General features: G+C 72.1%; 20 protein-coding genes. 7 read left to right on the top strand and 13 right to left on the bottom strand.

Annotation, left to right across the window (positions count from 1 at the left end; all coding sequences use genetic code 11):
- Positions 1-42 precede the first annotated feature (42 nt).
- Both ACIBEA_RS22040 and ACIBEA_RS22035 read right to left on the bottom strand, forming a co-directional pair.
- The gene (locus ACIBEA_RS22040) at positions 43-2,586 is read right to left on the bottom strand and encodes an ABC transporter permease (protein WP_399263371.1); all 2,544 of its coding nucleotides are present in this window, start codon (positions 2,584-2,586) and stop codon (positions 43-45) included.
- Positions 2,586-3,368: an ABC transporter ATP-binding protein gene (locus ACIBEA_RS22035; RefSeq protein WP_399263369.1), complete on the bottom strand. Its 783-nt coding sequence runs from the start codon at positions 3,366-3,368 to the stop codon at positions 2,586-2,588. The genes ACIBEA_RS22040 and ACIBEA_RS22035 overlap by 1 nt, the downstream gene beginning before the upstream one ends.
- 242 nt (positions 3,369-3,610) lie before the next feature.
- Here ACIBEA_RS22035 and ACIBEA_RS22030 point away from each other — a divergent pair, with 242 nt between their 5' ends.
- The gene (locus ACIBEA_RS22030; protein ID WP_399263367.1) at positions 3,611-4,828 is read left to right on the top strand and encodes a cytochrome P450; all 1,218 of its coding nucleotides are present in this window, start codon (positions 3,611-3,613) and stop codon (positions 4,826-4,828) included.
- A 24-nt stretch (positions 4,829-4,852) separates the two neighbouring features.
- Here the strand turns inward: ACIBEA_RS22030 and ACIBEA_RS22025 are convergent, their stop codons facing one another.
- On the bottom strand, positions 4,853-6,973 hold the full coding sequence (locus ACIBEA_RS22025) for an ABC1 kinase family protein (RefSeq protein WP_399263365.1): 2,121 nt from the start codon (positions 6,971-6,973) through the stop codon (positions 4,853-4,855).
- Between the two features lie 243 nt (positions 6,974-7,216).
- Between ACIBEA_RS22025 and ACIBEA_RS22020 the strand changes: the two genes are divergently transcribed.
- Positions 7,217-7,456 (top strand): DUF6269 family protein, encoded by a 240-nt coding sequence (locus tag ACIBEA_RS22020; protein ID WP_399263363.1) that lies wholly within the window; start codon positions 7,217-7,219, stop codon positions 7,454-7,456.
- 20 nt (positions 7,457-7,476) lie between these two features.
- Here the strand turns inward: ACIBEA_RS22020 and ACIBEA_RS22015 are convergent, their stop codons facing one another.
- The 5 genes from ACIBEA_RS22015 to ACIBEA_RS21995 form a co-directional block, all read right to left on the bottom strand.
- Positions 7,477-9,294 carry a BTAD domain-containing putative transcriptional regulator gene (locus tag ACIBEA_RS22015; RefSeq protein WP_399263361.1) on the bottom strand — a complete coding sequence of 606 codons (1,818 nt, stop codon included), beginning with the start codon at positions 9,292-9,294 and terminating at the stop codon, positions 7,477-7,479.
- A 356-nt stretch (positions 9,295-9,650) separates the two neighbouring features.
- Positions 9,651-12,641 (bottom strand): AfsR/SARP family transcriptional regulator, encoded by a 2,991-nt coding sequence (locus ACIBEA_RS22010; protein ID WP_399263359.1) that lies wholly within the window; start codon positions 12,639-12,641, stop codon positions 9,651-9,653.
- A gap of 154 nt (positions 12,642-12,795) precedes the next feature.
- Positions 12,796-13,005, bottom strand: a complete 210-nt coding sequence (locus ACIBEA_RS22005) for an acyl-CoA carboxylase epsilon subunit (protein ID WP_399263357.1) — start codon at positions 13,003-13,005, stop codon at positions 12,796-12,798.
- Positions 13,006-13,016: 11 nt separating this feature from the next.
- On the bottom strand, positions 13,017-14,558 hold the full coding sequence (locus tag ACIBEA_RS22000; RefSeq protein WP_399263463.1) for an acyl-CoA carboxylase subunit beta: 1,542 nt from the start codon (positions 14,556-14,558) through the stop codon (positions 13,017-13,019).
- 24 nt (positions 14,559-14,582) lie between these two features.
- Positions 14,583-15,635: a polyprenyl synthetase family protein gene (locus tag ACIBEA_RS21995; protein WP_399263355.1), complete on the bottom strand. Its 1,053-nt coding sequence runs from the start codon at positions 15,633-15,635 to the stop codon at positions 14,583-14,585.
- Between the two features lie 246 nt (positions 15,636-15,881).
- Between ACIBEA_RS21995 and ACIBEA_RS21990 the strand changes: the two genes are divergently transcribed.
- Positions 15,882-16,565, top strand: coding sequence for a hypothetical protein (locus tag ACIBEA_RS21990; protein WP_399263353.1), 684 nt, complete (start codon positions 15,882-15,884; stop codon positions 16,563-16,565).
- 54 nt (positions 16,566-16,619) lie between these two features.
- Here the strand turns inward: ACIBEA_RS21990 and ACIBEA_RS21985 are convergent, their stop codons facing one another.
- From ACIBEA_RS21985 to ACIBEA_RS21970, 4 genes are all read right to left on the bottom strand, one after another.
- Positions 16,620-17,087 carry a hypothetical protein gene (locus tag ACIBEA_RS21985; RefSeq protein WP_399263351.1) on the bottom strand — a complete coding sequence of 156 codons (468 nt, stop codon included), beginning with the start codon at positions 17,085-17,087 and terminating at the stop codon, positions 16,620-16,622.
- A 151-nt stretch (positions 17,088-17,238) separates the two neighbouring features.
- Complete coding sequence (locus ACIBEA_RS21980; protein WP_399263349.1) at positions 17,239-18,024, bottom strand: IclR family transcriptional regulator; 786 nt, start codon at positions 18,022-18,024, stop codon at positions 17,239-17,241.
- 353 nt (positions 18,025-18,377) lie between these two features.
- Positions 18,378-19,124, bottom strand: coding sequence for a TrmB family transcriptional regulator sugar-binding domain-containing protein (locus ACIBEA_RS21975; RefSeq protein WP_399263346.1), 747 nt, complete (start codon positions 19,122-19,124; stop codon positions 18,378-18,380).
- Between the two features lie 108 nt (positions 19,125-19,232).
- Positions 19,233-20,015: a DNA-binding response regulator gene (locus ACIBEA_RS21970; RefSeq protein WP_399263344.1), complete on the bottom strand. Its 783-nt coding sequence runs from the start codon at positions 20,013-20,015 to the stop codon at positions 19,233-19,235.
- A gap of 807 nt (positions 20,016-20,822) precedes the next feature.
- Between ACIBEA_RS21970 and ACIBEA_RS21965 the strand changes: the two genes are divergently transcribed.
- The 4 genes from ACIBEA_RS21965 to ACIBEA_RS21950 all read left to right on the top strand — a co-directional run bounded on the left by ACIBEA_RS21965 (position 20,823) and on the right by ACIBEA_RS21950 (position 25,578).
- Positions 20,823-21,209 (top strand): 4'-phosphopantetheinyl transferase family protein, encoded by a 387-nt coding sequence (locus ACIBEA_RS21965; RefSeq protein WP_399263342.1) that lies wholly within the window; start codon positions 20,823-20,825, stop codon positions 21,207-21,209.
- Positions 21,210-21,335: 126 nt separating this feature from the next.
- On the top strand, positions 21,336-24,152 hold the full coding sequence (locus ACIBEA_RS21960) for an AMP-binding protein (protein ID WP_399263340.1): 2,817 nt from the start codon (positions 21,336-21,338) through the stop codon (positions 24,150-24,152).
- A 20-nt stretch (positions 24,153-24,172) separates the two neighbouring features.
- The gene (locus ACIBEA_RS21955; protein WP_399263461.1) at positions 24,173-25,153 is read left to right on the top strand and encodes an NAD-dependent epimerase/dehydratase family protein; all 981 of its coding nucleotides are present in this window, start codon (positions 24,173-24,175) and stop codon (positions 25,151-25,153) included.
- Positions 25,150-25,578: a nuclear transport factor 2 family protein gene (locus ACIBEA_RS21950; RefSeq protein WP_399263338.1), complete on the top strand. Its 429-nt coding sequence runs from the start codon at positions 25,150-25,152 to the stop codon at positions 25,576-25,578. The genes ACIBEA_RS21955 and ACIBEA_RS21950 overlap by 4 nt, the downstream gene beginning before the upstream one ends.
- A 49-nt stretch (positions 25,579-25,627) precedes the next feature.
- Here ACIBEA_RS21950 and ACIBEA_RS21945 read toward each other — a convergent pair whose 3' ends face one another.
- On the bottom strand, positions 25,628-25,831 hold the full coding sequence (locus ACIBEA_RS21945) for a cold-shock protein (protein ID WP_399263336.1): 204 nt from the start codon (positions 25,829-25,831) through the stop codon (positions 25,628-25,630).
- Positions 25,832-25,955 lie beyond the last annotated feature (124 nt).

Genomic DNA, 25,955 nt, shown 5'->3' with positions numbered 1-25,955 from the left:
CTGCGGGGGCGCCCTCGGCGCGGGGTGCTCGGCGCACCCCGGTCACGCCTGGCTGATGGCCGTCAGCACATTGAGCCGTGCGCCGCGGCGCGCCGGCGCGATCGACGCGATGACACCGACCACACCCGCACCGATGAGGTAGGCGAGCATCTGCGACCAGGGGAGCGACAGTTCGCTGACGCCCTGGTCCTTCATCGCGTGCGCCATGGCGAGTCCGAGGACACCGCCGACCACGATCCCGAGCACCGCTCCGAACAGCGAGATCACCACCGATTCGGTCATGATCATGCGCACCGTCTGACCCCGGCTGAGGCCGATCGCGCGGAGGGCGCCCATCTCCTTGGTGCGTTCGAGGATGGACAGGGCGAGGGTGTTGATGATGCCGAGCACCGCGATGAGCATCGCCACGCCGAGCAGTACCTGCACCACGGTGAGCATCATGGCGAACCCGCTGCTGAACTTCTCGATCACCTGCGCCCGGGTGGAGAGGGCCACCTCCGGGCTGCCCTTGAGCAGGTCCTCGATCTGTGCCTGCACGCCGGCCACAGGTGTGCCGTCCCGCAGTTGGAAGAACGCCTGGGTCGGCAGCTTGCTGCCGAATCCGGCCTCCGCGTCGGCCCACGGAACGATGAGACCGTTCGCCAGGGCGGTGTCCTCGAAGATGCCGGCGACCTTGTAGGTCCGCGGCTCGCCGCGCTGGAGCTGGACGGTCAGGCTCTCGCCGACCTTCGCGCCGCGGGTCTTCGCCGTGGCCGCGTTCATGACCACGGTGCCGCTGCCCACGGCATCGATGGACCCGTCGTGCACGCGCAGGCCGAGGACCTCGCGCGCCGTGGCCCAGTCCTGCCAGGAGGAGACTCCCTGCACCTCCTTGGACACCGTCCCGGAGTCGTACATCGCGGCCGCGATGTTCTTCACGCCGGGCAGCTGGGCCGCCCGGGCCAGCGCGCCCGGGTCGATGGTCGCCGAGGCCGCGGTGTCGCCCGTACCGAAGGCGACCAGGTCGGCCTTGAGGTTGTGCGAGATGTCGTTGTTGATGCTGTCCTCGGACGACGAGGCGACCGTGCTGAGGGCCGTGACCAGCGCGACGCCGATCATCATCGCCGAGGCCGTGACGGCCGTGCGCCGGGGGTTGCGGGCCGAGTTGCGCCGGCCGAGCTGGCCGGGCAGAGAGCGGGAGAAGAGCGCCCCGAGGGCCCACACGGAGGGACGGCTGATCAGCGGGGTGAGCAGCGCGATGCCGACGAAGGCCAGCAGGACGCCGGTGAGGATCGGTGGGATCCCGCCCGACCCGAAGAGGCCGAGCGCCAGCAGGACGACACCGAGACCGAGCAGGATCGATCCGGTCCAGGTCTGCTTGCGGCCCTTGCCCTCGGGCGCGGCCGCGGCACGGATGACCGCGATGGGGGCCACCTTCGCCGCGCGCATCGCCGGGAAGAGCGCCGAGAGCATGGTCACCAGGATGCCCACGGTGAACGCCGTCACCACCGCGCTCGCCGGGACGCCGAGGGAGGCCACCTTGAGCCCGTCGATCGCGCCGGCCAGCAGATCGGCGCCCAGGGCGCCGATCCCGATGCCGGCGGCGAGGCCGAGGGCGGAGGAGACCAGCCCCACCACGAAGGACTCCACCAGGACGGAGCGGATCATCTGGCCGCGGCTGGCGCCCAGGGCCCTCATCAGGGCCAGTTCCCGCAGCCGTTGGGCGATGATGATCGAGAAGGTGTTGACGATCAGGAAGATCCCGACGAGCACCGACACGGCGGCGAACCCGAGCAGCACCTGGTTCATCAGGCTCAGGACGCCCCGCGAGGTGTCCGACGCCTTCTTGGCGAGCTCCGTGCCCGTGTTCACCTCGAAGCCCTCGCCGAGCTCCTTCGCCAGTGCCGTCTTCACCGAGGCGACCGAAGCGCCCGACGCCGGGGCGACGCCGATCCCGGTGAACCCGCCCGCCTTGCCGATCATCAGCTCCTGGGCGACCGGGGCGGTGAAGGCCACGGTCTGTTCCCCGCCCACCGAGTCGCGGTCCAGGGAGTACCCGAAGACGCCGGCGACGGTGAACGTCCGCTGTGGTTCGTGGGTCAGCACGCCGATCCGGTCACCGACCGCGAAGCCGCCCTTCTTGGCGAGGCCCGCGTTGATCACCACCTCGGTGTCCGTCCGCGGCTCGTGGCCGGCGCGCAGGCTGATCAGCTTGCTCTCGCCCCGCCAGCTCTCGCCGTAGCGGGGGCCACCGGTGCTCGGCACGACCTTGCCGTCCTTGCCGACGGCGCGCGCGCCCTCGGCCTTGACCAGCCCGGTGGCGGAGCCGACCCCGGCGATCTTGGATACGCGGTCCACGGCCGCCGCGTCCACGGGCGGCACGACCGCGGCCGCGTCACCGGTCGCGGTGTCCATCGTGGGGGCGAGCGAGACCTGCAGCGCGATGTCGTCGTAGGCCCCGGCGAACTGCGCGTTCAGGGAACGGTCGAGGGTGTCGCGGATGACCATCGCGCCGGACACGAACATCACGGCGAGCACGACCGCGAGACCGGACAGGATGAGGCGGAACTTCCGCGACAAGAGGCTCTTGAGGGTTGCGTTCAGCATCACGCCACCGTCGTGCGGACGTCGATCCGGCGCATCATGTCGAGGACGGCGTCCGCCGTCGGCTCCCTGAGCTCGTTCACGATCGCGCCGTCGGCGAGGAAGATGACCCGGTCCGCGTACGAGGCGGCGTTCGGGTCGTGCGTGACCATCACGATGGTCTGGCCCAGCGTGCGCACCGAGTGCTGGAGGAACTTCAGCACCTCGGTGCCCGAGGTGGAGTCGAGGTTGCCGGTCGGCTCGTCGGCGAAGATCACCTCGGGCTGCGACACCAGGGCGCGGGCGCAGGCGACCCGCTGCTGCTGCCCACCGGAGAGTTCCGTGGGCCGGTGGGAGAGCCGCTCGGACAGGCCCACGGTGTCGACGACCCGGTCGTACCAGTCCTGGGACGGCTTGCGTCCGGCGATCGCGAGCGGCAGCAGGATGTTCTCCTGCGCCGTCAGCGTCGGCAGCAGGTTGAACTGCTGGAAGATGAAACCGATACGGGTCCGGCGCAGTGCGGTGAGGTCCTTGTCGGACATCCCGTCGACCCGGGCGTCGCCGATGAACACCTCACCCGCGGTGATGGTGTCCAGCCCGGCGAGGCAGTGCATGAGGGTGGACTTGCCGGAGCCGGACGGCCCCATGATCGCGGTGAACTCACCGCCGACCAGGTCGACGTTCACCCCACGCAGAGCCGCTACTTGCGCCTCGCCCTCGCCGTACAGCTTGGTTACGCCCACTGCTCGGGCGGCGATCTGCCGCTTCGTCGAGATGGTCGCGGTCACACGACTCACACTCCCCATATCGGGTTTCAATTCTGACAGTCGATGACCGGAGCACTGTGCACCGTGGTCCGGCAATTGAGTTGAGACTAGGAGCGGTCCGGGGACGGACGCATCTGCCAATCGGCATAGATACTGGCCCCTCCCGCCTTCCGGTTCCGAGGCCAGATAGAACTCTTGAGATCGGGCCTGCGCCGAGCGCGGGAGCGCCATAACGTCCCACGAAAGGGCAGCCGCCGGCGCCTACGGCACGGAGGACGGATATGACTGGCACCAGGGCACTTTCCAAGTTCTGGATGCTCACCAACGACTTCACCCAGAACCCCTTTCCGGTGCTGGAGTACGTGCGCCGCGAGAGTCCCGTGCGCGAGCTGTCCATGCCCGGCGGCGGCCGCGCCTGGGTGGTGACGCGGTACGAGGACGCCAAGGCCGCGCTCGCCGACCCGCGGCTGAGCCGCGACATCCACGTGCACTTCCGGCTGATGTCCGAGCGGTCGGGCCGCCTGCTGACCCCGCCCGCGGAGGAGGCCAACCACCTCGCCAACGTCGAGCCGCCCCGGCACACCCCGCTCCGGCGCGCCATCAGCTTCGCGTTCACCCCGCGCCGGGCCGAAGCCCTGCGCCCGAAGGTGGAACAGATCGCCGACGAGCTCCTGGACGCTCTGGTGGCAGGGCCGGTCCCGGACCTGATCACTGGCTACGCCGACCCGCTGCCGGTCATCACCATCGCCGAGCTGATGGGCGTACCGGCCTCGGCCTGGCCCGACTTCCTGCGCTGGTCGGCCGCGCTACGCAACTACTCGCCCACCGACGGCTCGGGGGTCCTGGACGCCAACATCCAGGAGCTCTCCTCCTTCATGGCGGAGCTGATCGCGCGGAAGGAACGGGAAGGGGGCGAGGACCTGCTGTCCGCCCTGATCCACGCGGCCCCGGAACGGCGGCTGACCCCGACCGAGATCCTCTCGACCGGCTTCGCCCTGATGACGGGCGGCAACGACACCACCGCCAGCCTGGTCGGCGGTGTGATCTCGGCGCTGCTGACCCACCCGGCGCAGCGGGCCGAGCTGTTGGCCTCGCCGGCCCGCTGGGGCAAGTCGATGGACGAACTGATCCGCTACGTCAGCCCCATCAGCAACGCCCTCCAGCGCGTGACGACCGAACCGGTCGAACTCGGCGGAGTGACGATCCCCTCGGGCGAGGTCGTCATCATCAGCGTGATGTCGACCAACCGGGACGAGGAGCAGTTCCCGGACCACCCCGACCGCCTGGACCTCGACCGCCACAAGCCCGCGCACCTCAGCTTCGGCTTCGGCATCCACTACTGCTCGGGAGCCCACATGGCGAAGGTCATCACCGAGATCGCCGCCCGTCGGCTCTTCGAGAGGTTCCCGGACGTCCGGCTCGCCGTCGACCCCGCGGAGCTGCGCTACCAGCAGAACGTGGTGGTCCGCCCGCTGGAGGCGCTGCCCGTGTTCCTCTGAGCGGCCGGCCGCCCGTCGCACCGGTCAGGTGGGACGGCGCATCGCCGTGTACAGCGCTCTCAGCATCAGGATCGCGCTCACCGTGAGCGTGTGGTAGCCGAGGAGCGGGAAGAGTTCGAGCTTCCCGGTCAGGCGGGGTCCCCGGTCGGTGCCGAACACCACCAGCACCACGCCCATCAGCCCGGTGCAGGCGGCCAGCAGGGTGACCGTCATCTGGTGGATGAGACCCGAGACGAAGCGCCGCTCCCGTTCGTCGGCGAGCACGCGGACCCGCACCCCGAGCCGGCCCTCCTCCAGTGAGGCGCTGATGCGCTCGGCCCTGCGGGGCAGCCGGCGGAGCATCGGCAGTACGGAGAGCACCTCCTGGGCCGCGCCGTGGGCCAGGGCCGAGAGGTCGGGGACGCCGTAGCCCCCGGGGCCCCGGCCCCCCTCGCCCTCCCGATCCCCCGTTCCCGGCTTCGCCCTGCCCTTCGCCCTGCCCTTGGCCGCGCCGAACGTGAGGCGGTCCATGAGCATCGCGACGGCGAATCCCCGGGCCTCGTCCAGGAGGTTGAATCCGGGGGCGAGTTGGGTGAGCGTGCCCTCGATCGTGGCGAGCGCGCGGAAGACGGCCGCGACCTCGGGCGGAACGGCCAGGCCGAACCGGGAGAGCATCCGGAAGAGCGCCGTGAACATCTCGGTGTCCGGCTGCGCGCCCACTCCCAGGTGGCGGGCCATGAACCGGCCCAGCTCCCGCTCCAACAGGGCGGGGTCGGGCATCAGGTCCTCGTGGGTGGTGGCCCGCGTCCCCAACAGCATGAGCAGCGCGTCGTGCAGTCCCGCGGGGTCCCCGCGGTCCACGGCCACCAGCAGCTCCTGGATCGCGAGCCGGATCGAGGGGTCGGTGCGGCCCACGGAGCCGAAGTCGAGCAGTCCGATCCGCCCGTCCTCCAGCAGCAGCATGTTGCCCGGGTGGGGGTCCGCGTGGAAGACGCCCACGCGCAGGATCTGGTGGAGGACGGCGGTGAAGGCGGTCCGGGCGAGCTCCTCCCGGTCCAGACCCGCCCGGTCGGCGACCGGTCCGGCCCGGTCCAGGGTCACTCCCTCCAGCCATTCCTGCACCAGGACCCGGGCCGAGGTGTGCTCGTAGTACACCCGCGGGATGCGTACGGGCGCATCGGGCTCCAACCCCCCGCTGGCCGAGGCCACGGCGCTCGAATTGCGGGCCTCGATGCGGAAGTCCAGCTCCTCGCGCACCGATGCGGCGAACCCGTCGCCCAACTCGCGCAAGCCGAAGGTCTGCGCCGCACGCGTCCGGCTCTCCAGGCTCCGGCTGATGGCCATGACGATGTCGAGGTCGCGCTCGACCGTCTCCCGGATGCCGGGCCGCTGCACCTTGACGACCACGGTCGGGCCGCCCAGCAGTCGGGCCTTGTGCACCTGGGCGATCGAGGCGGCGGCCAGCGGCTTGTGCTCGATCCACTCGAACACGTCGGCGACCGGCTTGCCGAGTTCCTTGTGGAGGACCGCCTCCACCTCGGGCCACGGCGCGGGGGGCACGTTGCTCTGCAGTCGGCTCAGTTCGTCGATGAAGTGCGGGGGCAGCAGGTCCCGCCGGGTGGACATCAGTTGCCCGATCTTGATGAGTGCTCCGCCGCATTCCTCCAGCGCCAGCCGGGCGGACCGGGCCGACCGCTCGCCGAACTCGCCCGGCCGCAGCGCCCGTTCCCAGGCCACCCGACCCCGCAGCATCCGGCTCAGGCCGTGCCGCATGAAGATGCGGCTGACCTGGGAGTAGCGGCGTGCACGGCGCATCCGGTCGCCCATCCCGCGCAGCGCCTGCAGCGGCCTCGACCAGCTGCCGTACGGGAGGAACACCTCGACGAACACGAGGACGGCCATCGCGGCGAGGAGGGCCAGCGGAATCTGGATGGTGGAGAGCGCGCTCCCGTCCTGGGTGTCGCCCATCACCTGTTCGAGGACGGCCAGGGTCGCCACCCCCGTCAGTCCGGCACAGAAGGCGCGCACGGGGCCGACCCTGATGCCGAGCAACCGGCGGGAGGCCGTCGACACACCGAAGACGATGCCCGCCAGGACCGCCGCGGTCGCGAGGATGATGAGCGTCAGGGATATGTCGTCGATCGCGCCGTCGGCCAGTCGGGTCATGAAGGTGCTCCCTCGGTAGGTCGCGGGCCACCCTAGGCCGATCTCGCGCGAGGTCGGTGGAACGTGGCAGCTTCATGCAGCCGTCGCCCGCGGCGGCCGCCGCGGCCGTCTGTACGGAATCTGTACCGGGCCTTCCGGGGCCGGACCCCGCGGTACAGAACCACGCATGTTTTCGGCTATCGGTGGCTCCGAACCTGTGTCCGTGCGGGACCCGTCTGAGGTCCTGGTGACACGGGAGCAGAGATGTTCGAAAGCGAGATCACCCCGCTCAAGGCGCCCGACGTGCTGAGTTTCCTGACGGAGATCGAACAGCGGGCGTCGAGGCATCACGAGATCCTGCTGCGCGACAGCGCCGCGCCCTGGGCCGCCCTGCTCGCGGACTACGTCGAGAAGCTCACCGCGCTCATGTCCGATGCCCAGGATTCCCGCGTCCCCGCCGAGCTGTACAGCCTCGACGCGGGCCACGCGGGGGGCTGCGGCTGAGTTCACGGGGCCGAGCGGCCTCAGGCGACGAGCGCGGGACGGCTGCGCTCCCGCACGAGCAGCCGGACCAGCGGCGTGCAGCGGTAGTGCGACCAGGGATCACCGGCGACGCTCCACCCTTCCAGCAGGCACGCGTCGGTCAGGTGGTCCAGCAGTGCCTCGGCCTCCTCGGTTCCGGTCCCCAGCGAGCCGGCCACCTCGACGACCGTCACCCGCGTGCGGCCCGTTCCCACCAGGGCGCCGAAGGCTCCGCGGACATCGGGCGGCAGCCGGTCGACGGCCCTGGTGAGGGCGGCCCGCACGTCCAGGCTGCCCAGCCGGAGCTCGTCCAGCCTGCGTCCTTCGGGCTCCAGCCGGGCCGCGAGGTGGGCGGCCGTCCACTGGGGACGGGCGGCGAGCCGCGCACCCGCGATGCGCAGGGCCAGCGGAAGCCGGTCGCAGAACTCGGCGATCCGCGCGCCCGATCGCGGGTCCCGCGCGATGCGGCCCGCTCCCTCCACCGATGCCAGCAGCGCCAATGCCTGCGGGGCCGTCAAGGGGGCGGGGCGCAGCAGCCGGGTCCCCGCGAGCGAGGCCAGTGGTGGGCGGGTGCCGGTGACGACGGTGCGGCTGTCCCCGCCCGGCAGCAGCGGACGCACCTGGTCGTCGTCGTCCGCGTCGTCGAGTACGACGAGCACGCGACGCCCCGAGAGCAGCGTCCGGTAGAGCTGTACGCGCTCGTCGAGACCGTCGGGCAGCCTGGCGGGTTCGGTGCCCAGGGCACGCAGGAACCAGCCGAGCACTTCGTACGGGGTGCGGGCGGCGCCGGCGGGGGTGCGCAGGTCGGCGTAGAGCTGGCCGTCCGGAAAGGCGCCGCGGCACAGCTCCGCCGCACGCAGGGCCAGCGCCGTCTTGCCGATGCCGGGCGCCCCGGTGACGACGGCGTCCCGGCCCGTGCGCAGGGCCGCGAGGATCTCGGCGGTCTCCTCCTCCCGGCCGGTGAAGTCACCGGGCGCGGCGGGCAGCAGCGCGGGCACCGGGTCCGGCCATCCGCCCCGACCGGCCGGCGGACCGACGGGGGGCCGCAGCGGTAGGACGGCGTTCGTGTACCCGAGGGCCCGCGGCGCGGGGACGGTGCCCGTGAGGACGCTCTGGCGCAGTGTGCGCAGTTCGGGCCCCGGGTCGATGCCGAGTTCCTCGGCCAGGACGCGCCGCCCCTCTTCGTAGACGGCCAGTGCGTCGGCCTGACGGCCGCAGCGGAACAGCGCGGTCATCAACTGTCCGCGCAGCCGTTCCCGTAGGGCGTGCCGGTTGACCTGCCGGGTCAGGGTGGGGACCGTGTCCGCATGCCGGCCCAGGGCGAGGGCGGCCTCGGTGTGGTCCTCCAGTGCGCCGAGGCGGGCCTCTTCCATGCGGGGCCCCTCGGCCGCCGTCAACTGGGCGGTGACGTCCGTCAGGGCCGGTCCGCGCCACAGCGCGAGGGCGGCGGCCAGGCCGCTCTCGGCGTCCTCGTACCGTCCCGCCGCCAGGTCCGCCCGGCCGGTGTCGGCGAGTCGCCGGAAGGTGTCCCAGTCGAAGTCGGCGTCCCCGATGTCCATCCGGTAGCCGGAGCCGACCCGCTCCAGGCCGTTGCGGACGCCGAGGCGGGTCCGCAGCCGGGACACGTACGTGTAGAGCTGGTTGGTGCTGCTGGCCGGTGGCTCCCAGCCCCACAGGAGCGTGGTGAGCCGCTCGTCCGTCATGACCCTGCCTCGGGCCAGCAGCAGGGCGGCGAGCACGGTGCGCTGCTTACTGCCGTCCAGTGCCACCACATGGCCTTCCACTTGGGCCGACACGGTTCCAAGGACCGTGAAGTGCATGACGTCCTCCGCCTGCCGCGGGCCCGCTCCAGCCGCGCGCCACCTGCCGCGGCACGCTAGGGCGCGGTGCTTACCCGGCTGCATCGGATCCGTTTCGTGCGCGCGAAAGCGATACGAAACCGCCGGGAAAAGCGTCGTCGGTAGGTTCCTGTCCGTACCCCAGGACGAGACGACACGGTCCGCAGCGACCGAAGACGCGTCACGCAGATCTCAGGAGGACCTCATGCAGCGCCTCATCCCCCGGCTCGGGTGACCATGTCGAACCCGTGGCTCCCCTGCCTCCGTCACCCCGCCGCCCCCGGCTCCGACGATCCCTGGACCTGACCGCGTCCCCCTCCCCCCACGGTCCGGCCGGATCAGGGCTGGATCAGGGCGAACAGCTCTCCCGACTCCATCCGTTCGCCGGTGCCCAGCAGTTGCAGCAGGCGTTCGGTCCGGGCCTGCCAGGCCGGTGCTCCGACCTGGGCGAACAGATCACCCGCGGACTTGAAGGACCCCGCGGCGCCGGCCCGGTCGCCCAGCAGGCCGCGCACGCAACCGAGTGCGGCCCCGGCCCGCGCCTCCAGGTACCGGTCCGGCACGCTCGTCGCGGTGAACTGGGCCTCGCCCAGGACCGCCTCGGCTTCCTCGTACCGCCCTTGCCGCCACAGCGACTCGCCCAGCGTCCGCAACGCGTGGGTCTCGCCGCGGCGGTCGCCACTGCCCCGCACCAGCTCCAGGGCGCGCCGGGAGGCTTCCTCCGCCCGGGGCCCGTCGCCCTGGTGGATCAGCGCCTCGGCGAGCCGCACGGTCCCCTGTGCCTCGCCCCGGACCGTGCCCAATCCCCTGCTCCGGGCGACCGCCTCCGAGGACAGCACCAGGCTCGTCTGAGGTTGTCCTCCCTCCAGTTCTATCTGGGCCAAAAGCCCCAGTACGTGTGCCTCCGCATAGTGGTCACCGACGGCTCGGAAGATCTCCAGCGACTGGTGTCCCAGCTCTCGTGCCGCCTTCAGATCGCGGCGGTGGCGTTCGCACAGCGCCAGGTTCCTGAGCACCAGGGCACGTCCTCGATCCTGGCGCTGCTCCTCGAACAGGAGCAGCGCCAGGCCGAGGTGCTCGATGGCGGACGCGTAGTCCCATTCGACGATGTCGAGCGTTCCCAGCGAGTGCAGCATCACGGCCTCGCCCAGCCGGTCGCCGCTCGTGCGGGCGACCGCGAGCGCGCGCTCCGCGCAGTGGCGCCAGTCCTCCAGGTGGTTGTGGTTCTGGAAGAGCGTCACCCCGGTCACCGCGATGTCCCACGCGTACGCCGACTCGCCGTCCCGGGCCGTCTGGTCCACCAGGGCGGTGATCGTGGCGCGTTCGGACTCGAACCATTCCATGGGGTCGACCAGCAGGCTCTCCACGAGGTGGTCCGGAAGCGCGTGCGGCTCCGCCGGGCCGTGGATGACGGTGTAGTCGCCCCCGTACACCTTGCGGTGGGCGGCCACCGCGAGCCCCAGCCAGGCACCGGCCACCCGCCGGGTCGCGGCGCGCAGTTCCTCGGCCGCCTCCTCGGCGAGCGCCACCTCCCGGGCGAAGAGCCGGGGCAGCGCCTGGAAGCGGTAGCGGACGTGGCCGCCGGCGGAGGCGACGCTCTGCGGTACGAGCAGTTGCGCGTCGACGAGTTCCTCGATGAGGTCCTCGGCGTCCAACAGGTCGATGTCGAGGAGCGCGGCGCCGGCCCAGGCGGAGAAGTCGGGCAGGTTCGCCGCGCCGAGCAGCCGGAACATCCGGGCGGTGGCGGCCGGCAGGTCGCGGTAGCTCAGGCGCAGGCCCGCGCGGACGCCGCGCTCGTCGGGGCTGAGTTCGTCGAGCCTGCGGTGCTGGTCCTCCAGCCGGGAGACCAGGGTGCGCACGGGCCAGTGCGGCTTGGCCGCGAGCCGGGCCGCCGCGATGCGCAGGGCGAGCGGCAGCCCGTCGCAGAGCGCGCTGAGCCGGGCCGCCCCGGCGGGGTCGGCGGACAGCCGGTCGTCGCCCGCCACCCGGGAGAGCAGGGCGATCGCCTCGTCCTGCTCCAGGGCGCCCAGGTGCAGCGGGACGAAGGCGTAGTCGCCGGCCAAGGCGCCGCCCATGGGGTCGCGGCTGGTGACCAGGACGCAGCAGCGGCCGGTGCCGGGCAGCAGGGGTCGGATCTGCCGGAAGGAACGGGCGTTGTCCAGGAGGATCAACACCCGGCGGCCGTCCAGGACGCTGCGGAAGAGCGCGGCGCGCTCGTTCGGGTCGCCGGGGACCTCCGCTCCCGGTACTCCGAGCGCGCGCAGGAAGCGGTCCAGTACGGCCCCGGGGCGCAACGGCGCCTCCTCGTCGTAGCCGCGCAGGTCGGCGAAGAGCTGGCCGTCCGGGAACCGGTCCCCCACCTGGTGGGCCCAGTGCACGGCGAGGGCGGTCTTGCCCACGCCGCCGATGCCCGTGACGGATCCGACGGGCAGGGACGGGCCGTCGAGGTGGTCCAGGAGTCGGTCGAGCGCGACGAGCTCGGGGCCGCGTCCGGTGTGGGAGGCGACGTCGGAGGGCAGTTGGGCCGGAACGCTGCGCGGGGGGACCTCGACGGCGGCCCGGACGGGCGGGTTCAGCTTCGGGGAGTCGGCCAGGACCTGCTCGTGGAGTTCTTGGAGGCCGGGACCTGGGTCGATGCCGAGTTCGTCGTTGAGCACCCGCCGGCCCTCGCGGTACGTCTCCAGGGCCTCGGCCCGCCGGCCGGAGCGGTAGTGGGCCAGCATGAGGTGCCCCTTGGCCTGCTCCCGCAGCGGGTGTTCGCGCACGAAGGCGGTCAGCTCGCCGATCACGTCGCGGTGGTGACCCAGGTGCAGGCGCAGCCCCATGTGCTCCTCGTACACGTCCAGGCGCAGCTCCGTGAGCCGGTCGGCGCCGGCCGCGACGCGTTCGGTGGTGATGCCCTCCAGCGCCGGGCCGCGCCACATGGCGAGGGCGTCGCCGAAGTGGCCGCAGGCCGCTTCGGCCCGTCCGCCGCGGGCGGCCTCGCGTCCCAGCTCGGCGAGCTCCTCGAACTCGACGGCGTCGATGCGGTGTCCGGCGGCGAAGAGGACGTAGCCGGGGTGGCTGGTGACCAGGACGTCCTCGACGCCGGCCGCGGCCTTGAGGGTCTTGCGCAGCGCGGAGACGCAGATGGCGATCTGGTTGCGCGCGGTGGCGGGCGGGTTCCCGTCCCAGACGGCGTCCGCGAGGGTGTCGACGGACACGATCCGGTTGGGGGCGAGCAGCAGCATGGACATGATCGTGCGCTGGCGGGCGCCCGTGAGGTTCACCGGTGTCCCGTCCGCGCTGATGTCCAAGGAACCCAGGACCCGGAACACCACCTGACGCACGAGCTGCCTCCCCATCACTCGGCCGCGGCCGAGGTCACGCGGCGCGTTCGTGCCGCTTTCCACTGAATTAACACGGTATGCGCGGGGGGAGGCAACGCGGCTGGCAGCAAGCTGCCACGTCAGGGCCGGGACCGCCAGGGGACGGGCGGCCACGTCAGGTTCGGGACCGCCAGGAGACGGGCGGGATCCGCTCGGTCCGGTGCCAGCCGGCGGCGGGCACGGGCCCGGTCTCCGGCTCCGGGACGGCCGCCGCCAGCGTGGTGAGGAGCGCCGCGAGCGCGGCGACCTCCTCGGCGGTGGGGGCGCCGCGGATGATCTCGATCAAGGTGGGACCGAGGGGTCCGTCGAGTGCGTGCGTCGACATGGCGCGTCTCCTCACATCGGGGGGTTGCCGTGCTTGCGGGACGGCAGCGGGGCGTGCTTGGCCCGGAGCATGGAGAGCGCCCCGATCAGCGCGGAGCGGGTGTCGGCCGGGTCGATGACGTCGTCGACGAGGCCGCGCTCGGCCGCGTAGTAAGGGTGCATCAGCTCGGCCCGGTACTCCTTGACCAACTGCGCGCGCGTCGCGTCGGGGTCGTCGGCCGCCTGGATCCGGCGCCGGAAGACGACGTTGGCCGCGCCTTCGGCCCCCATGACGGCGATCTCGTTGGAGGGCCAGGCGAGGGAGAGGTCGCAGCCGATGGAGCGGGAGTCCATGACGATGTAGGCGCCGCCGTAGGCCTTGCGCAGGATCACCTGGACCCGCGGCACCGTGGCGTTGCAGTAGGCGTAGAGCAGTTTGGCGCCGTGCCGGATGATCCCGCCGTGTTCCTGGTCGACGCCGGGCAGGAAGCCGGGCACGTCGACGAGGGTGACCAGCGGGATGTTGAAGGAGTCGCACATCTGCACGAACCGTGCGGCCTTCTCCGACGCCCGGATGTCGAGCACCCCGGCGAAGGACTGCGGCTGGTTGGCGACGATGCCGACGACCTGGCCGCCGAGCCGGGCCAGCGCCGTGATGACGCTGGTGGCCCAGCGCTCGTGGACCTCCATGTACTCGCCGTGGTCGACCAGTTCACCGATCACCCCCCGCATGTCGTACGGGCGGCTGCCGTCCAGCGGCACCAGGTCGAGCAGCCGGTCGCAGCGCCGCCCGGCCGGGTCGTCGACGGGCGCGCCGGGCGGCATCTCCTTGTTGTTCGCGGGCAGCATCGAGAGCAGGTAGCGCACCTCGGCGATGCAGCTCTCCTCGTCGTCGTACGCGAAGTGCGCGACGCCGGAGACCTCCGCGTGGACGTCGGCGCCGCCGAGGCCGTTCTGGGTGATCTCCTCGCCGGTCACCGCCTTCACCACGTCCGGTCCGGTGATGAACATCTGCGAGGTGTCGCGGACCATGAAGACGAAGTCGGTCAGCGCGGGGCTGTAGGCGGCGCCGCCCGCGCAGGGGCCGAGCATCACGGAGATCTGCGGGATGACTCCCGAGGCGCGGGTGTTGCGCTGGAAGATCCCGCCGTAGCCGGCGAGCGCGCTGACGCCCTCCTGGATACGGGCCCCCGCGCCGTCGTTCAGCGAGACCAGCGGCGCCCCCGCCGCGAGGGCGAGGTCCATCACCTTGTGGATCTTGGCGGCGTGGGCCTCGCCCAGCGCTCCGCCGAAGATCCGGAAGTCGTGGGCGAAGGCGAAGACCGTACGGCCCTCGACCGTCCCCCACCCGGTGACCACGCCGTCCGTGTGGGGCCGCTTGGCCTCCAGGCCGAAGCCGGTGGCGCGGTGGCGCCGCAGCTGCTCGATCTCGGTGAAGGAGCCCTCGTCGAAGAGGAGGGCGAGGCGTTCGCGCGCGGTCAGTTTCCCCCTGCCGTGCTGCGCCGCGGTGGCCTGCGCCCCGCCGTCCAGGACCTCGTCACGGATCCGCGTGAGCTCGCCGACCCTCTCCTGCATCGTCATGGCCTACCCCTGTCCTTGTCATGTGGTGCGAAAGGCGACGAAATCGCACAGCGCGTCCAGCGCACGGCGTGCCGTGCACCGGGGCAGGACGCCGAGCGCGTCCCGGGCGAACGCCAGCCGTTGGTGCATGATCGCCGCGGCCCCGGCCGTGGCGGACGCGGTGGCGAACAGCTCCAGGGCCCGGCGGTGTGCGGCCGGTTCGGTCACCGGGCCGGCGGCCAGCAGCACCCGGAGTTCCTCGTTCTGCGGGCTCCGGTCCGCGAGGGCGAGCAGGACCGGCAGGCTCGCGACCCCCGCGAGCAGGTCCTTGCCCCGCTCCTTGCCGGTGGCGTCGGCCGGGGCGGCCAGGTCCAGCAGGTCGTCGGCTATCTGGAAGGCGGCGCCGAGGTGCTCCCCGTAGGAGGTCAGGGCCCGTACGTACGGCTCGGGCGCGCCGGCCTGGAGCGCGCCGATGCCCAGGGCCATCGCCATCAGGGCGGCCGTCTTCCCCGCGACCACCTCGAAGTAGTGGCCGACCGGGTCCTCGTCCGGCGCGGGTCCCGTGAGCTCGCGCAGCTGGCCCGCCACGAGTCGGCCGGCGGTGCGCGCGTTCAGCCGCAGGGCCTGCGGGCCGAGTCCGGCGGCGAGCTGCGCGGAGCGCGCCAGCAGCCAGTCCCCGCCGAGCACCGCGGCCCGGCTGCCCCAGCGCACGTTGGCGCTGGGCACGCCGTGCCGGGTCTCGGCCCCGTCCATGACGTCGTCGTGGTAGAGCGAGGAGAGGTGGACCAGTTCGGCGATGACGGCCGCGTCCGTCACGCCGTCCCGCCACGGGTCGCCGAACTCGGCGCCGAGCAGCACGAGCACCGGACGCATGCGCTTGCCCCCGGCGGCGGCGAGGTGCCCGGTGAGGTCGGCGATCCTGGGGTCCGGGGCGTCCGTGGCACAGTCCCGGAGCCTCTTCTCCGCACCGGCCAGCGCATCGCCCATGCGGACCTCGAACTCCGGGTCGTCCAGGCACAGTCGGGCGAGCAGAGAACTGCCCGCGTCCGCCCGCTCGGCTACGGCGGCCGATCGCGCCGGAATACGACCCACGAGGAATCCCCCACCTCACGCCGGATCGCCATTCGCCATCCGAACGGCGGCTCTGCGCGAAACTCTGGCACCGCACCGGAAGGTCGCCCAAGGGAATTGGCATGAAGGTGCCACGGCTACGCCATCTGACGATGTGCCAGCTCAGTGCCATCTTCCTGCCAACATCGGAGCGTCCCGCCTTCCGTCGAATAACCGTGGTTAAGCTCACGGACCGAGGAACTCGTTGAAGAACAAGGGGAATTAAGAATGCGCATCGCAACCGTCGTCACAGCCTCGGTCGGTCTGCTGGCCCTCATGGGCCCCGCCGCCGTCGCGGCTCCTGCCGACGCCTCGGCCCCGGCCCCGGCCGACCGGAAGTGCGAGGGCGTGAAGCTGTCCGGGTCGCTGCCCCTGCCGCCCGCCGGCATGGCCGTGCAGCAACAGGTCACGATCGGCGCGGACTGCGAGCCGGTGCTGGGCGAGGTCCGCTACGTACCGGCCGCGGGCCGGCGGGCCGAGGGGGCGAAGACCGCGGGGGCGAACGCCGCGGCCGCCGGCTCCGCCGCCACCACCCGCACGGTCCGCAGCTGGAACGAGATGTTCGACTGCTGCAACATCCGGATGACCGGCCTGTACACGAACTCCACCTGGGACGCGGCGAACGGCCAGGTCACGGGCGCCGCCAGCACGGCCCGCCAGGAGTGGAACCGCGAGCCGTGGAACGCGGGCTGGTCCCTGAAGTCGTCGAGCACGCAGGGCGCCGCCGCCGCGTCCTACGCGGCGCACGCGGACTTCACCTACAAGGGCATCTTCGACCTGTCCGGCAACACCTACGCGAACTCCCACCACTCGTACGTGAAGCTGAACGGCGACGGGACCTCGACCTGCACCTTCGACGTGGAGCTGAAGAGCACCTTCATCGGCTGGAACTGGCAGCGCGGCTGCGCGTGACCCCTCCGCCCGGCCGGTGGGGGCCCGTACCCGCTCCCCCACCGGCCGGGCGCGTCAGTGCCACAGCACGCGCACGGACGGGTCGAGGATCCAGCCGGCCACCTCGTCCATGCCGGTGATCCGCGTCCCGCGCCGGAGCGCGTCCTCGGCGAGGCCGTGTTCCTCCAGGGAGAACCGGTCGGCGGCCAGCAGTCCGCCCTCGCGCTGGAACCGGTCGATGTCGGTGTCCCGGCCGGGCACCGCCAGCACCACTCCCTCCTGCACCAGGAAGAGCACGACGGAGTTGCCCATGAGCACCTGCGTGACCGCATCGCTGCGGAAGCCGTCCGGCTCGCCGGCCCGATCCCCTTCCCGCACCCGGTTCTCCACGAACAGCAACCTCGGCGCGCCCGCGGCGCGCTCGACCCAGTCCCGGTCCTCGTTCCCGCTCCGGCCTTCGGGTTCCGCCGGTCCAGCCGCGAGGGCCCCGGCCCCGCGTACGGCTGCTCCCGCACCCGGTCCGGTGGCGGTGTTCACGCTCATGGACCTCCTTCTTCCACCACGGCGACGACCTCGATGCCGCCGACGTCGAACGCGTTGAGCCGCGCCATGTCCGGCCCCTCCGCTCCGTGGGGCACCGGTGCCCCACGATCGAGTCGATCACGCCCGCCGCACCCGAGGTGACGCCTGACAACTAGCTGCCAACAACCGCGCCCGCGTGGGCGATCGGCCGCCGCATCCCCGGCGCCCGGGTCCTCGCCGCCGCGTCGCAGAGCCGGGAGGCCGCGTCGATCACCGCGCCCAGCAGGGCCCGGTTGGGTTCGATGGGCATCCGGGGTCGCTTGCCGGTCAGGACCAGCGCGCACACCACCAGGTTCTCGTCGGCGCGCACGGGCACGGCGATCGAGACCGCTTCCGGCACCGCCGCATCGGGGCCGTGCGCCCAGCCCCGGCGGCGCACCAGGGCGAGCTGGGCCGCGGTGAACCGGGCACCGCGCAGGCCCTCGTACAGCTCTTCCGGCTCCTCCCAGGCGAGCAGCACCTGCGAGGCCGCACCCGCCTTGGCCGGTCGGGCGGTGCCGACGGGGAGGCAGTCCGTGAGGCAGAAGGGGTCCACCGAGGTGGCGACGCAGACCTGCTGTTCTCCCCGCTTCCGGAAGATCCTCGCGTCGAGCCCGGTCAGGGCCGCCAGGTCCGTGAGGACCGGCAGGGCGGCCCCCACGAGGCGGTCCCGCTTCACTTCCACGGCGATGTTGCCCAGCCGGGTGCCGAGCAGGTAGCGGCCGCAGTGGTCCCGGGTGAGCAGGTCGAGGCGCTCCAGCGCCTGCGCGATCCGGTGCGCCGTCGGCCTGGTCAGGCCGCTGATGGTGACCAGCTCCGCCAGCGTGGCGGGCCCGTCCTCCACGATGGCCAGCAGCGCGGACGCCTTGTCGAGCACGCCGACCCCGCTGATCCGCGGCTCCTGGGTCAGGACCTTCATCGCCCGCCCCCCGGGCGGGCGGAGCGCGTCACGGCGGACCTCCACCGGTGGGTTCCCCGGGCCGGGACGTCGGGAGCGACCGCCGACTGGTTCATGGTCCTGCCTTCCGTTGGGCGTTCACCTGGGGGCACGGGAGGCCGGCCCGACGATCCGGGCAGCGGCCCCCCGTACGGCGACGGCGCTCGGGTGGGGGGACCGGCCGCCAGGGGAAGGGGGGTCGCGCCGTGCGGCGCGCCCCCCGTCCCTGACGGCCCATACAACTGGGCGGACGGGTGTACGTACAACGCCCCTTTCAGGAAGTTGCCAGCGGACCCGCCCGCCGCGCCCCGGTCACCGGGGCGGCCGCATCCCGCTCACCGGGGCAGCAGCCCCAGCTCCGCCGCCCGTACGCCGGCCTGGAAGCGGGAGTTGGCGCCCAGCAGGGCCATGATCTCCGCCACGTAGCGGCGGTAGGTGCGCACCGAGACCGACAGCTCCCGGGCGGCCACCTCGTCGGTGGCGCCGTCCTGCAGCGCGCCCAGGATCTGCCGCGCGAGGGCCGCGCGGTCCCGGTCGCCGAAGACGATGCGCTCGCCGGCGGGCACGGCGTTGCTCCACACGCTCTCGAACAGGGTGTGCAGGGTGTGCAGGACCTCGGGGACCCGGATCACCGAGGCCCGTCGGCCGACCGCCGATTCCGCCACCACCAGGGCGGCCCGGCCGTCGACGATCAGCGCCTGCAACGGGGGCACCTTGGCCACCCGCACCGCCACCGGCCGGTCCCTGTCGAGTTGTTCGCGGACGAACTCCTCGTCGAGCAGCGCGGGTGAGGCGAGCAGCCGTACGGAGACCCCCTCGGCCGCGCTGTAGATCAGTCCCCTCTCCGTCCGCACCGGGTTCTCGTCCGAACCCAGCAGTCTCGCGTGGACGATGTCGATGCTCTCGGTCGCGCTCTCGATCAACCGTTGCGCGGTGTCGAGAACGACCTCGTAGTCGTTCTCCAGCACGCTGATGACCTGCTCCTGGAGGCTGCGGCCGCGGTGCATGGCCACGGTCGACTCCAGCAGTTCCCGCACCTGGAGCAGGGCACGCTCCATCACGTCCTCTGCCCTTTGGGACACGCGTGTCTCCCTCTTCCTGACGATCCGGTCGGCGTGGGGCTGCCCGCGGGCAGCCGTGAAGGGCCCGGCGTCCTGCTCGCGGACGCCGGGGCGGGGTCCGCTGTTCGGCTATTCGGCCAGGAGACCGAACTCCACGGCCCGCACGCCGGCTTGGAAGCGGGAGTTGGCGTCGAGCTCGCGCATGATGTCCGCGACGTGGCGCCGGTAGGTCCGCAGGGAGACGTTCAGCTCCCGCGCGGCGATCTCGTCGGTGTTGCCCGCCCGGAGCCGCTCCAGGATGTTGCGCGCGAGCTCCGTGCGCAGGCGCGGGCTGAGCTGGAGGTGGTCGGCGAGTCGGGTGCCGCGCGACCAGGCTCCGGCGAAGAGCAGTTCCAGGGCGCGCACCGCGGCCACGTCGTTCACGACGGCCGCCTCGTCGCCCGCGCTGCCGGCCGCCCGCACCAGGGCCACCGACCCGTCGACCACCAGGATCTCCCGGAGGTCGCTCTCGGAGACCCTGACCTCCACCCGGCGGTCCGGGAGCTCCGATAAGGTCACGACCGGCCCCACCGCCTCGGCGGTGCAGAGCACCCGGACGACCGCCCGGGCGGGGATCGTCGCCAACAGCGCCAGCACGGCCTCCGAGAAGTCACCGGTGTCGGTGAGGGCGACACAGACCGAGTGCCGCGCCCGCTTGACCAGCTGTTCCAGGGTGTCCCCGGTCAGCGTGGCGCGCGTGCGCGCCACCGCGGACGGCGCCACCGGTCGCGTCCGGTGCAGGGAGACGGTCGACTCGATCAGCGCGTGGGCCTGGAGCAGGGCGCGCTCCAGATATGCCGCGTGATCGGTCCCTGCTCCGTCCTCCCCGTCGGCCTCTGCCGCGCTTGGTGTTTCAAATCTAATTCCCATCATTTCGCCCCCGTATGTTTAGCGCCGCCCGGTACCACAGGGCATGCACTGGTCGGACCCATCCTAACCACTGGACCCGGCGTGTCCGGCCAAAAAATCCGGCCATCCACGGACATGTGGTTGAGGCGCCAACTATTCGAACCCGTGTCAAGAGCGGCGAGAATCTGCTCGTCCCGAGTTCAGATCCTGAGACACCGTCAACAAACCATCGACCTATTGAGACGCGACCGCCCGACCGGACGGGATATCCCGGCGCCCCCGGGGCGTCGAGGATACCCGCCAGCCATGTCAGGAAGCTGCACGCGGAGGCCGGAAACGGTACCTCCCCTTACCGTTTCGGACACCGTCAGCAGCGCTACCCTCACCCTCTGTTTCACAGCTGACCGGAATTTGTCAACGAGTCCCCAGGTCAGACCTGTTGCTGCCTACGGTTCCCCAGTGACCACACGCCATGCACACACCGCTCGGACATCCGGTACCGCGTCTTCCAGCCTCGATTCCGCCGATGTCCTCGTGTGGTGGTGGCCGATTCGGGACGGTCGTTCCAGCGCGGCCGATCTCGCCCTCCTGGACACCGAGGAATTGAGACGTGCACACGCATTCACATCTCCCTCGCGGGCCGCGGAATTCATCAGCTCCCGCGCCGCTATTCGCCGCATAATGTCAGACGCCCTTAGCGTTCCCGCCCGTGAAATCTCCATAGGCCGCGCCCCCTGCGGCGGGTGCGGTGATATCGAGCACGGCCCGCCCGCCATAATCCGTCCCACGATTTCTCCGCGCATCAGCCTTTCCCACACAAGGGGCCTCGGCATGCTGGCCGTCTCCCCGCACCCCGTCGGAATCGACACCGAGCCCGTCCGCGAGGTCCCGGTCGCGGAGGTCGCCGGCGTCGCGCTGACCCCCCGGGAGCGCCGCGCCGTACTGGCCGAGCCGGCCGGGGCCGCGCGCAGCCTCGCGTTCCTGCGCTGTTGGACCCGCAAGGAGGCGGTGCTGAAGGCGACCGGGGTGGGCATCACCGACGAACTCACCCGGCTGGAGACCCACGCCGGGACGCCGGGACCGGTCGAGGTGACCACGCTCGCCCTCGGTGCGCCGTCCACCTGGTGGGTGGCCGACATCGAGGCTCCCGCGGGCTGGACCGCAGCGGTCGCGCTGCCGGCGGGCGTCGGCCGCACCGTCGTCGTACGGCCCGCCTGACCGCGCCGTCCGCGCCCGCCCGACCTCGTCGTCCGGGCATCGGCCGCCCCGATTCCACGTCTTCCCTACCTCCGGCGCCGCGCGGGCCAACGCCGCCCCGCCGCGCCACCAGGCAACGGAGTACTCGTGAACACGCCACCTCCCCACAGCATCGCCGACCTGCTCCTCGACGCCGCACGGCACCACCCCGACCAGGGCTTCCGCTACTGCCCGGGCCCCGCCGACGGCGCCTACCGCGACCAGGGCCACGCGGAGCTGCTGCACGAGGCCCTGCGCGTCCTGACCGGCCTGCGCGCCCGGGGGCTGCGGCCGCGGGACGAGGTCGTGCTGGTCCTGGAGCAGCCGCAGGAGTTCCTCACCGCGTTCTGGGCCGCCGTCCTGGGCGGCTTCGTCCCGTGCCCCATGGCGCCCCTGCGCGGCGACCGGGACCGCTGGGCCGCCCAGCTCGCCCACGTCGACGCGCTCCTGGACGGACCCCTGGTCGTCACCAGCGCATCACTGGCCGCCGAACTGCCCGCGGTCGACGGCCTGGAGGTCGCCGAGCTGGACGCCCTGTACGGCCCCACGCCGGCCGCCCCGTACGCCGACGCCCGCGCAGAGGACGCCGCCGTCCTCGTCCTCACCTCGGGCTCGACGGGCAACTCCAAGGCGGTGGTGCTCAGCCACGCGAACCTGCTGGCGTCGATGGCCGCCAAGAACGGCCACCACCGGCTGACCGCGGCCGACACCACGATGAACTGGGTCTCCTTCGACCACGTGGCCGCGCTGCTGGAGTGCCATCTCCTGCCGCTCTCCGTGGGCTGCCGCCAGCTCCACACGCAGGCCCCGGTGATCCTCGACGAACCCCTGGAATTCCTGCGGCTCATTTCCCGGCACGGCGTGACGATGACCTTCACGCCCAATTTCCTTCTGGGGCAGCTGAATTCAAGCACGGACCGCTTGAAGTCCACTGGAGAGCGACTGGACCTTCGGGGTCTGCGGCAGATCATCAGCGGCGGCGAGGCGGTGGTCCGTAGCACCGGTGAAAGCTTCCTGGAGCGGTTCGCACCGTACGGACTGGGCCCGGGCGCCCTGTGGCCCGCCTTCGGAATGACCGAGACCTGCGCGGGATCCGTCTACTCCAGGGAGTTCCCGGAGCCGGAGGGCGCCGGCGCGGAGTTCGCGGACCTGGGCACCGCCGTGACGGGCCTGCGGATGCGGATCGTCGGCCCCGACGACCGGCCGCTCGCGGCGGGCGGCGTGGGCGAGCTCCAGTTCACCGGCCCGATGGTCACCCGCGGCTATCACAACGACGAAGAGGCCACCCGCGCCGCCTTCACCGCCGACGGCTGGTTCCGCAGCGGCGACCTGGGCCGGGTGGAAGGGGGCCGCCTCGCCCTCGTCGGGCGCAGCAAGGACAGCGTCATCATCAACGGGGTCAACTACTTCAGCCACGAACTGGAGACCGCGCTGGAGGAGTTGGACGGGGTCGCCGGCTCCTTCGTCGCGGCCTTCCCCACGCGCTCGGCCGGCAGCGACACCGAAGAGCTGGTGGTCGCCTTCCACTGCGAGGCGGCCGAGCACGACGAGGCCGAGCTGTACCGCGTGCTCACCGCGGTCCGCAGCAGCGTGGTGATGCGCTGGGGCCTGCGGCCGTCGCTCGTCCTGGCACTGCCGCAGGAGGCATTCCCCAAGACCAGCCTCGGCAAGATCCAGCGCGCGCTGATGCGCCGGCGTCTGGAGTCGGGCGCCTACGACACCGTCCGCGACCGCCTCGCGGACCTGGCGCTGCGCAGGCTCGGCGGGTACACCTCGCCCGAGGGCGCGACCGAGCGGGCCGTCGCGGAGGTCTTCGCGGAGCTGTTCGAGGCGGACCCGGCTTCGATCAGCGCCACCGCCAACTTCTTCGACCTGGGCGGGACCTCCCTGGACATCCTGCGCCTGCGCGGCAAGGTGGCCCGGCGCCTCGGCGTCGACGCCCTGCCGGTCATCACCGTCCTGACGTCCCCCACCGTCCGGGCGCTGGCCGCGCGGATCGGCGCGGCGGGCGGCTCCGCCGCGCGGGAGTACGACCCGGTGGTGCCGATGCAGACCGGCGGGGACCGGACCCCGCTGTTCTGCGTCCACCCGGGGGTCGGCGAGGTCCTGGTCTTCGTCAACCTCGCCACGTACTTCGCGGGTGACCGGCCCTTCCACGCGCTGCGCGCCCGCGGCTTCAACGAGGGCGAGAAGCCCTTCACCACCTTCGAGCAGATGGTGGACTCCTACGTGGCCGCCATCAGGGCCCGCCAGCCGCACGGCCCCTACGCCGTCGCGGGCTACTCGTACGGCGGCGCCGTCGCCTTCGAGATCGCGAAGGTGCTCCGCGCCGCGGGCGAGCGCGTGGACTTCGTCGGCAGCTTCAACCTGCCGCCGCACATCAAGTACCGCATGGAGGAACTCGACTTCGTGGAGACCGCCGTCAATCTGGCCTTCTTCCTGGAGCTGATCGACAAGCGGCAGGCGCGGGAGCTCCCGGAGAGCCTGCGCGGGCTGCCCCGCGAGGAGCAGGTCGACCGCCTGGTGGGCCTCGCCCCCGCCGCCCGGCTGGCGGAACTGGACCTGGACCGGACGAAGTTCGACGCCTGGGCGGAGGTGGCCGCACGGCTCACCGAACTCGGCCGCGACTACGAGCCCAGCGGCACGGTCCCGTCCATGCACGTCTTCTACGCGACCCCGCTGCGCGGCACCAAGCAGGACTGGCTCGACCACGAGCTGCGGCGCTGGGACGAACACACGACGGGACCGAACCGCTACGTCGAAGTCCCCGGCGAGCACTACACGTTGATGGGCCGCCGACACGTGGCCGCCTTCCAGAGCGTCCTGCGCCGCGAGCTCGACCTGGCCCTCGGCGACGCCGACCGGATCAGCGCCGCCCGCGCCGCCGCGGCGCACCCCACGACCCCGCAGGGAGCGAACGGATGAGCGAACGGATGAGCGCACCGATGAAGGGCAAGAAGATCCTGGTCACGGGCGGCACCGGTCAGGTCGCCCGGCCGGTGGCCGAGGCCCTGGCCGAGCACAACGAGGTCTGGTGCCTGGGCCGCTTCGGCGCCCCGGGCATCGAGCGGGCGCTGAACGAGAAGTCCGTCACCACCTGGCACTGGGACATGGACGACCCCGACGGCGGCTCCCTGCGGGACCTCCCGCGGGACTTCACCCACGTGATCCATTCGGCGGTCCGCCGCGGCGAGGACGGCGACTTCAACGCCGCGGCCGAGGTCAACTCGGTGGCCGCGGGCCGGCTGATGAACCACTGCCGCGGCGCGGAGGCGTTCTTGTACGTCTCCACGGGCGCCCTCTACGCCCGCCGCACCCTGGAGCACCGCTACACGGAGTCCGACCCGGTCGACGGCGTCGCCGACTGGCTGCCCGCCTACCCGGTGGGCAAGCTCGCGACGGAGGGGGCCGTACGGGCCTTCGCCCAGGTCCTGGGGCTGCCCACGACCATCGCGCGCCTCAACATCGCCTACGGGCCCGGCGGTTACGGCGGGGTCCCGATGCTGTACTTCGCGCGCATGCTCGCCGGTGAGCCCATCGCCGTACCGCTGCGGGGCCAGAACTGGTGCTCGCCGCTGCACACGGACGACCTCGTGCGGCAGGTGCCGCACCTGTGGAGGGCCGCCACCACCCCGGCGACCCTGGTCAACTGGGGTGGTGACGAAGCGGTGGGGATCACCGACTGCATCCGCCACATGGAGGAGCTGACGGGTGTGGAGGCGCGCCTGGTGCCCAGTGCCGTCACCCGCGAGACCTACCAGTTCGATCCCGCGCTGCGCCGCGCGCTGACCGGGCCCTGCACGGTCCCCTGGCGCGACGGCATCCGCGACACCCTGCGCGCCCTGCACCCCGAGCTCCTCCGCGAGCCCGCCGAGCGCGCCGAGCACGCCCTGTACGCCGACCACGGATTGGGAAGAGCAGCATGACCATCACCACCTGCGGCCCCTGCCCCACGCAGTCGGCGAACCTCGCGCTCATCCGCCGCGCCTACGACGCCTTCCGCACCCGCGACGTGGGGGCGCTGCTGGAGGCCCTGGCGCCGGACGTGGAGTGGGTGCATCCCGACAGCATGTCCGACTACGACCTCGGCGGTACCAAGCACGGCCACGCGGGCGTCAAGGCGTTCCTGGCCCACGCGCCGACCGTGGTGGGCGGGATGCTGCTGGAGCCGCTGGAGTTCGTGGAGTCGGGCGACCGGGTCGTGGTGTTCGGCGTGCGGCACGTGACGTCGGTGAGCGGCCGGACCGAACAGCTGAGCTTCGTCCACTCCTGGACCCTGCGCGACGGCCGGGCCGCCCGCATGGAGGACGTCTTCGACACGGCGGCCTTCAAGCGCCTGATCGAGCGCTGAGCGCACCGGCGCGGGCCCGCTGACGCGGGCCCGACCTACGACATCGGGATCAGATGGTGTGGACCTGCTGGGCCTGCGGGCCCTTCTGGCCCTGTCCGATCTCGAACTCGACCCGTTGGCCCTCCTCCAGGCTCTTGTACCCGTTGCCCTGGATCTCGGAGTAGTGCACGAAGACGTCGGGGCCTCCCCCGTCCTGCTCGATGAAACCGAAGCCCTTCTCCCCGTTGAACCACTTGACCGCGCCCTGAGCCATGTCCCGATTCCTTCTTGTTCACGTCCGCGGGCACCTCGCCGCGGTACGCGCAGATCTTCTCCCGTCCACGGGCCCGCAGCGCGCGGGTGACGCGGTTCTTGACTCGACCGGGTGAACGCACACC

Origin of the sequence: Streptomyces sp. NPDC051555 (assembly GCF_044454405.1) — a bacterium.
Lineage (GTDB): Bacteria > Actinomycetota > Actinomycetes > Streptomycetales > Streptomycetaceae > Streptomyces.
Note: the sequence above shows the minus strand (reverse complement) of the source record. Positions and strands in the feature narration are given on the sequence as shown.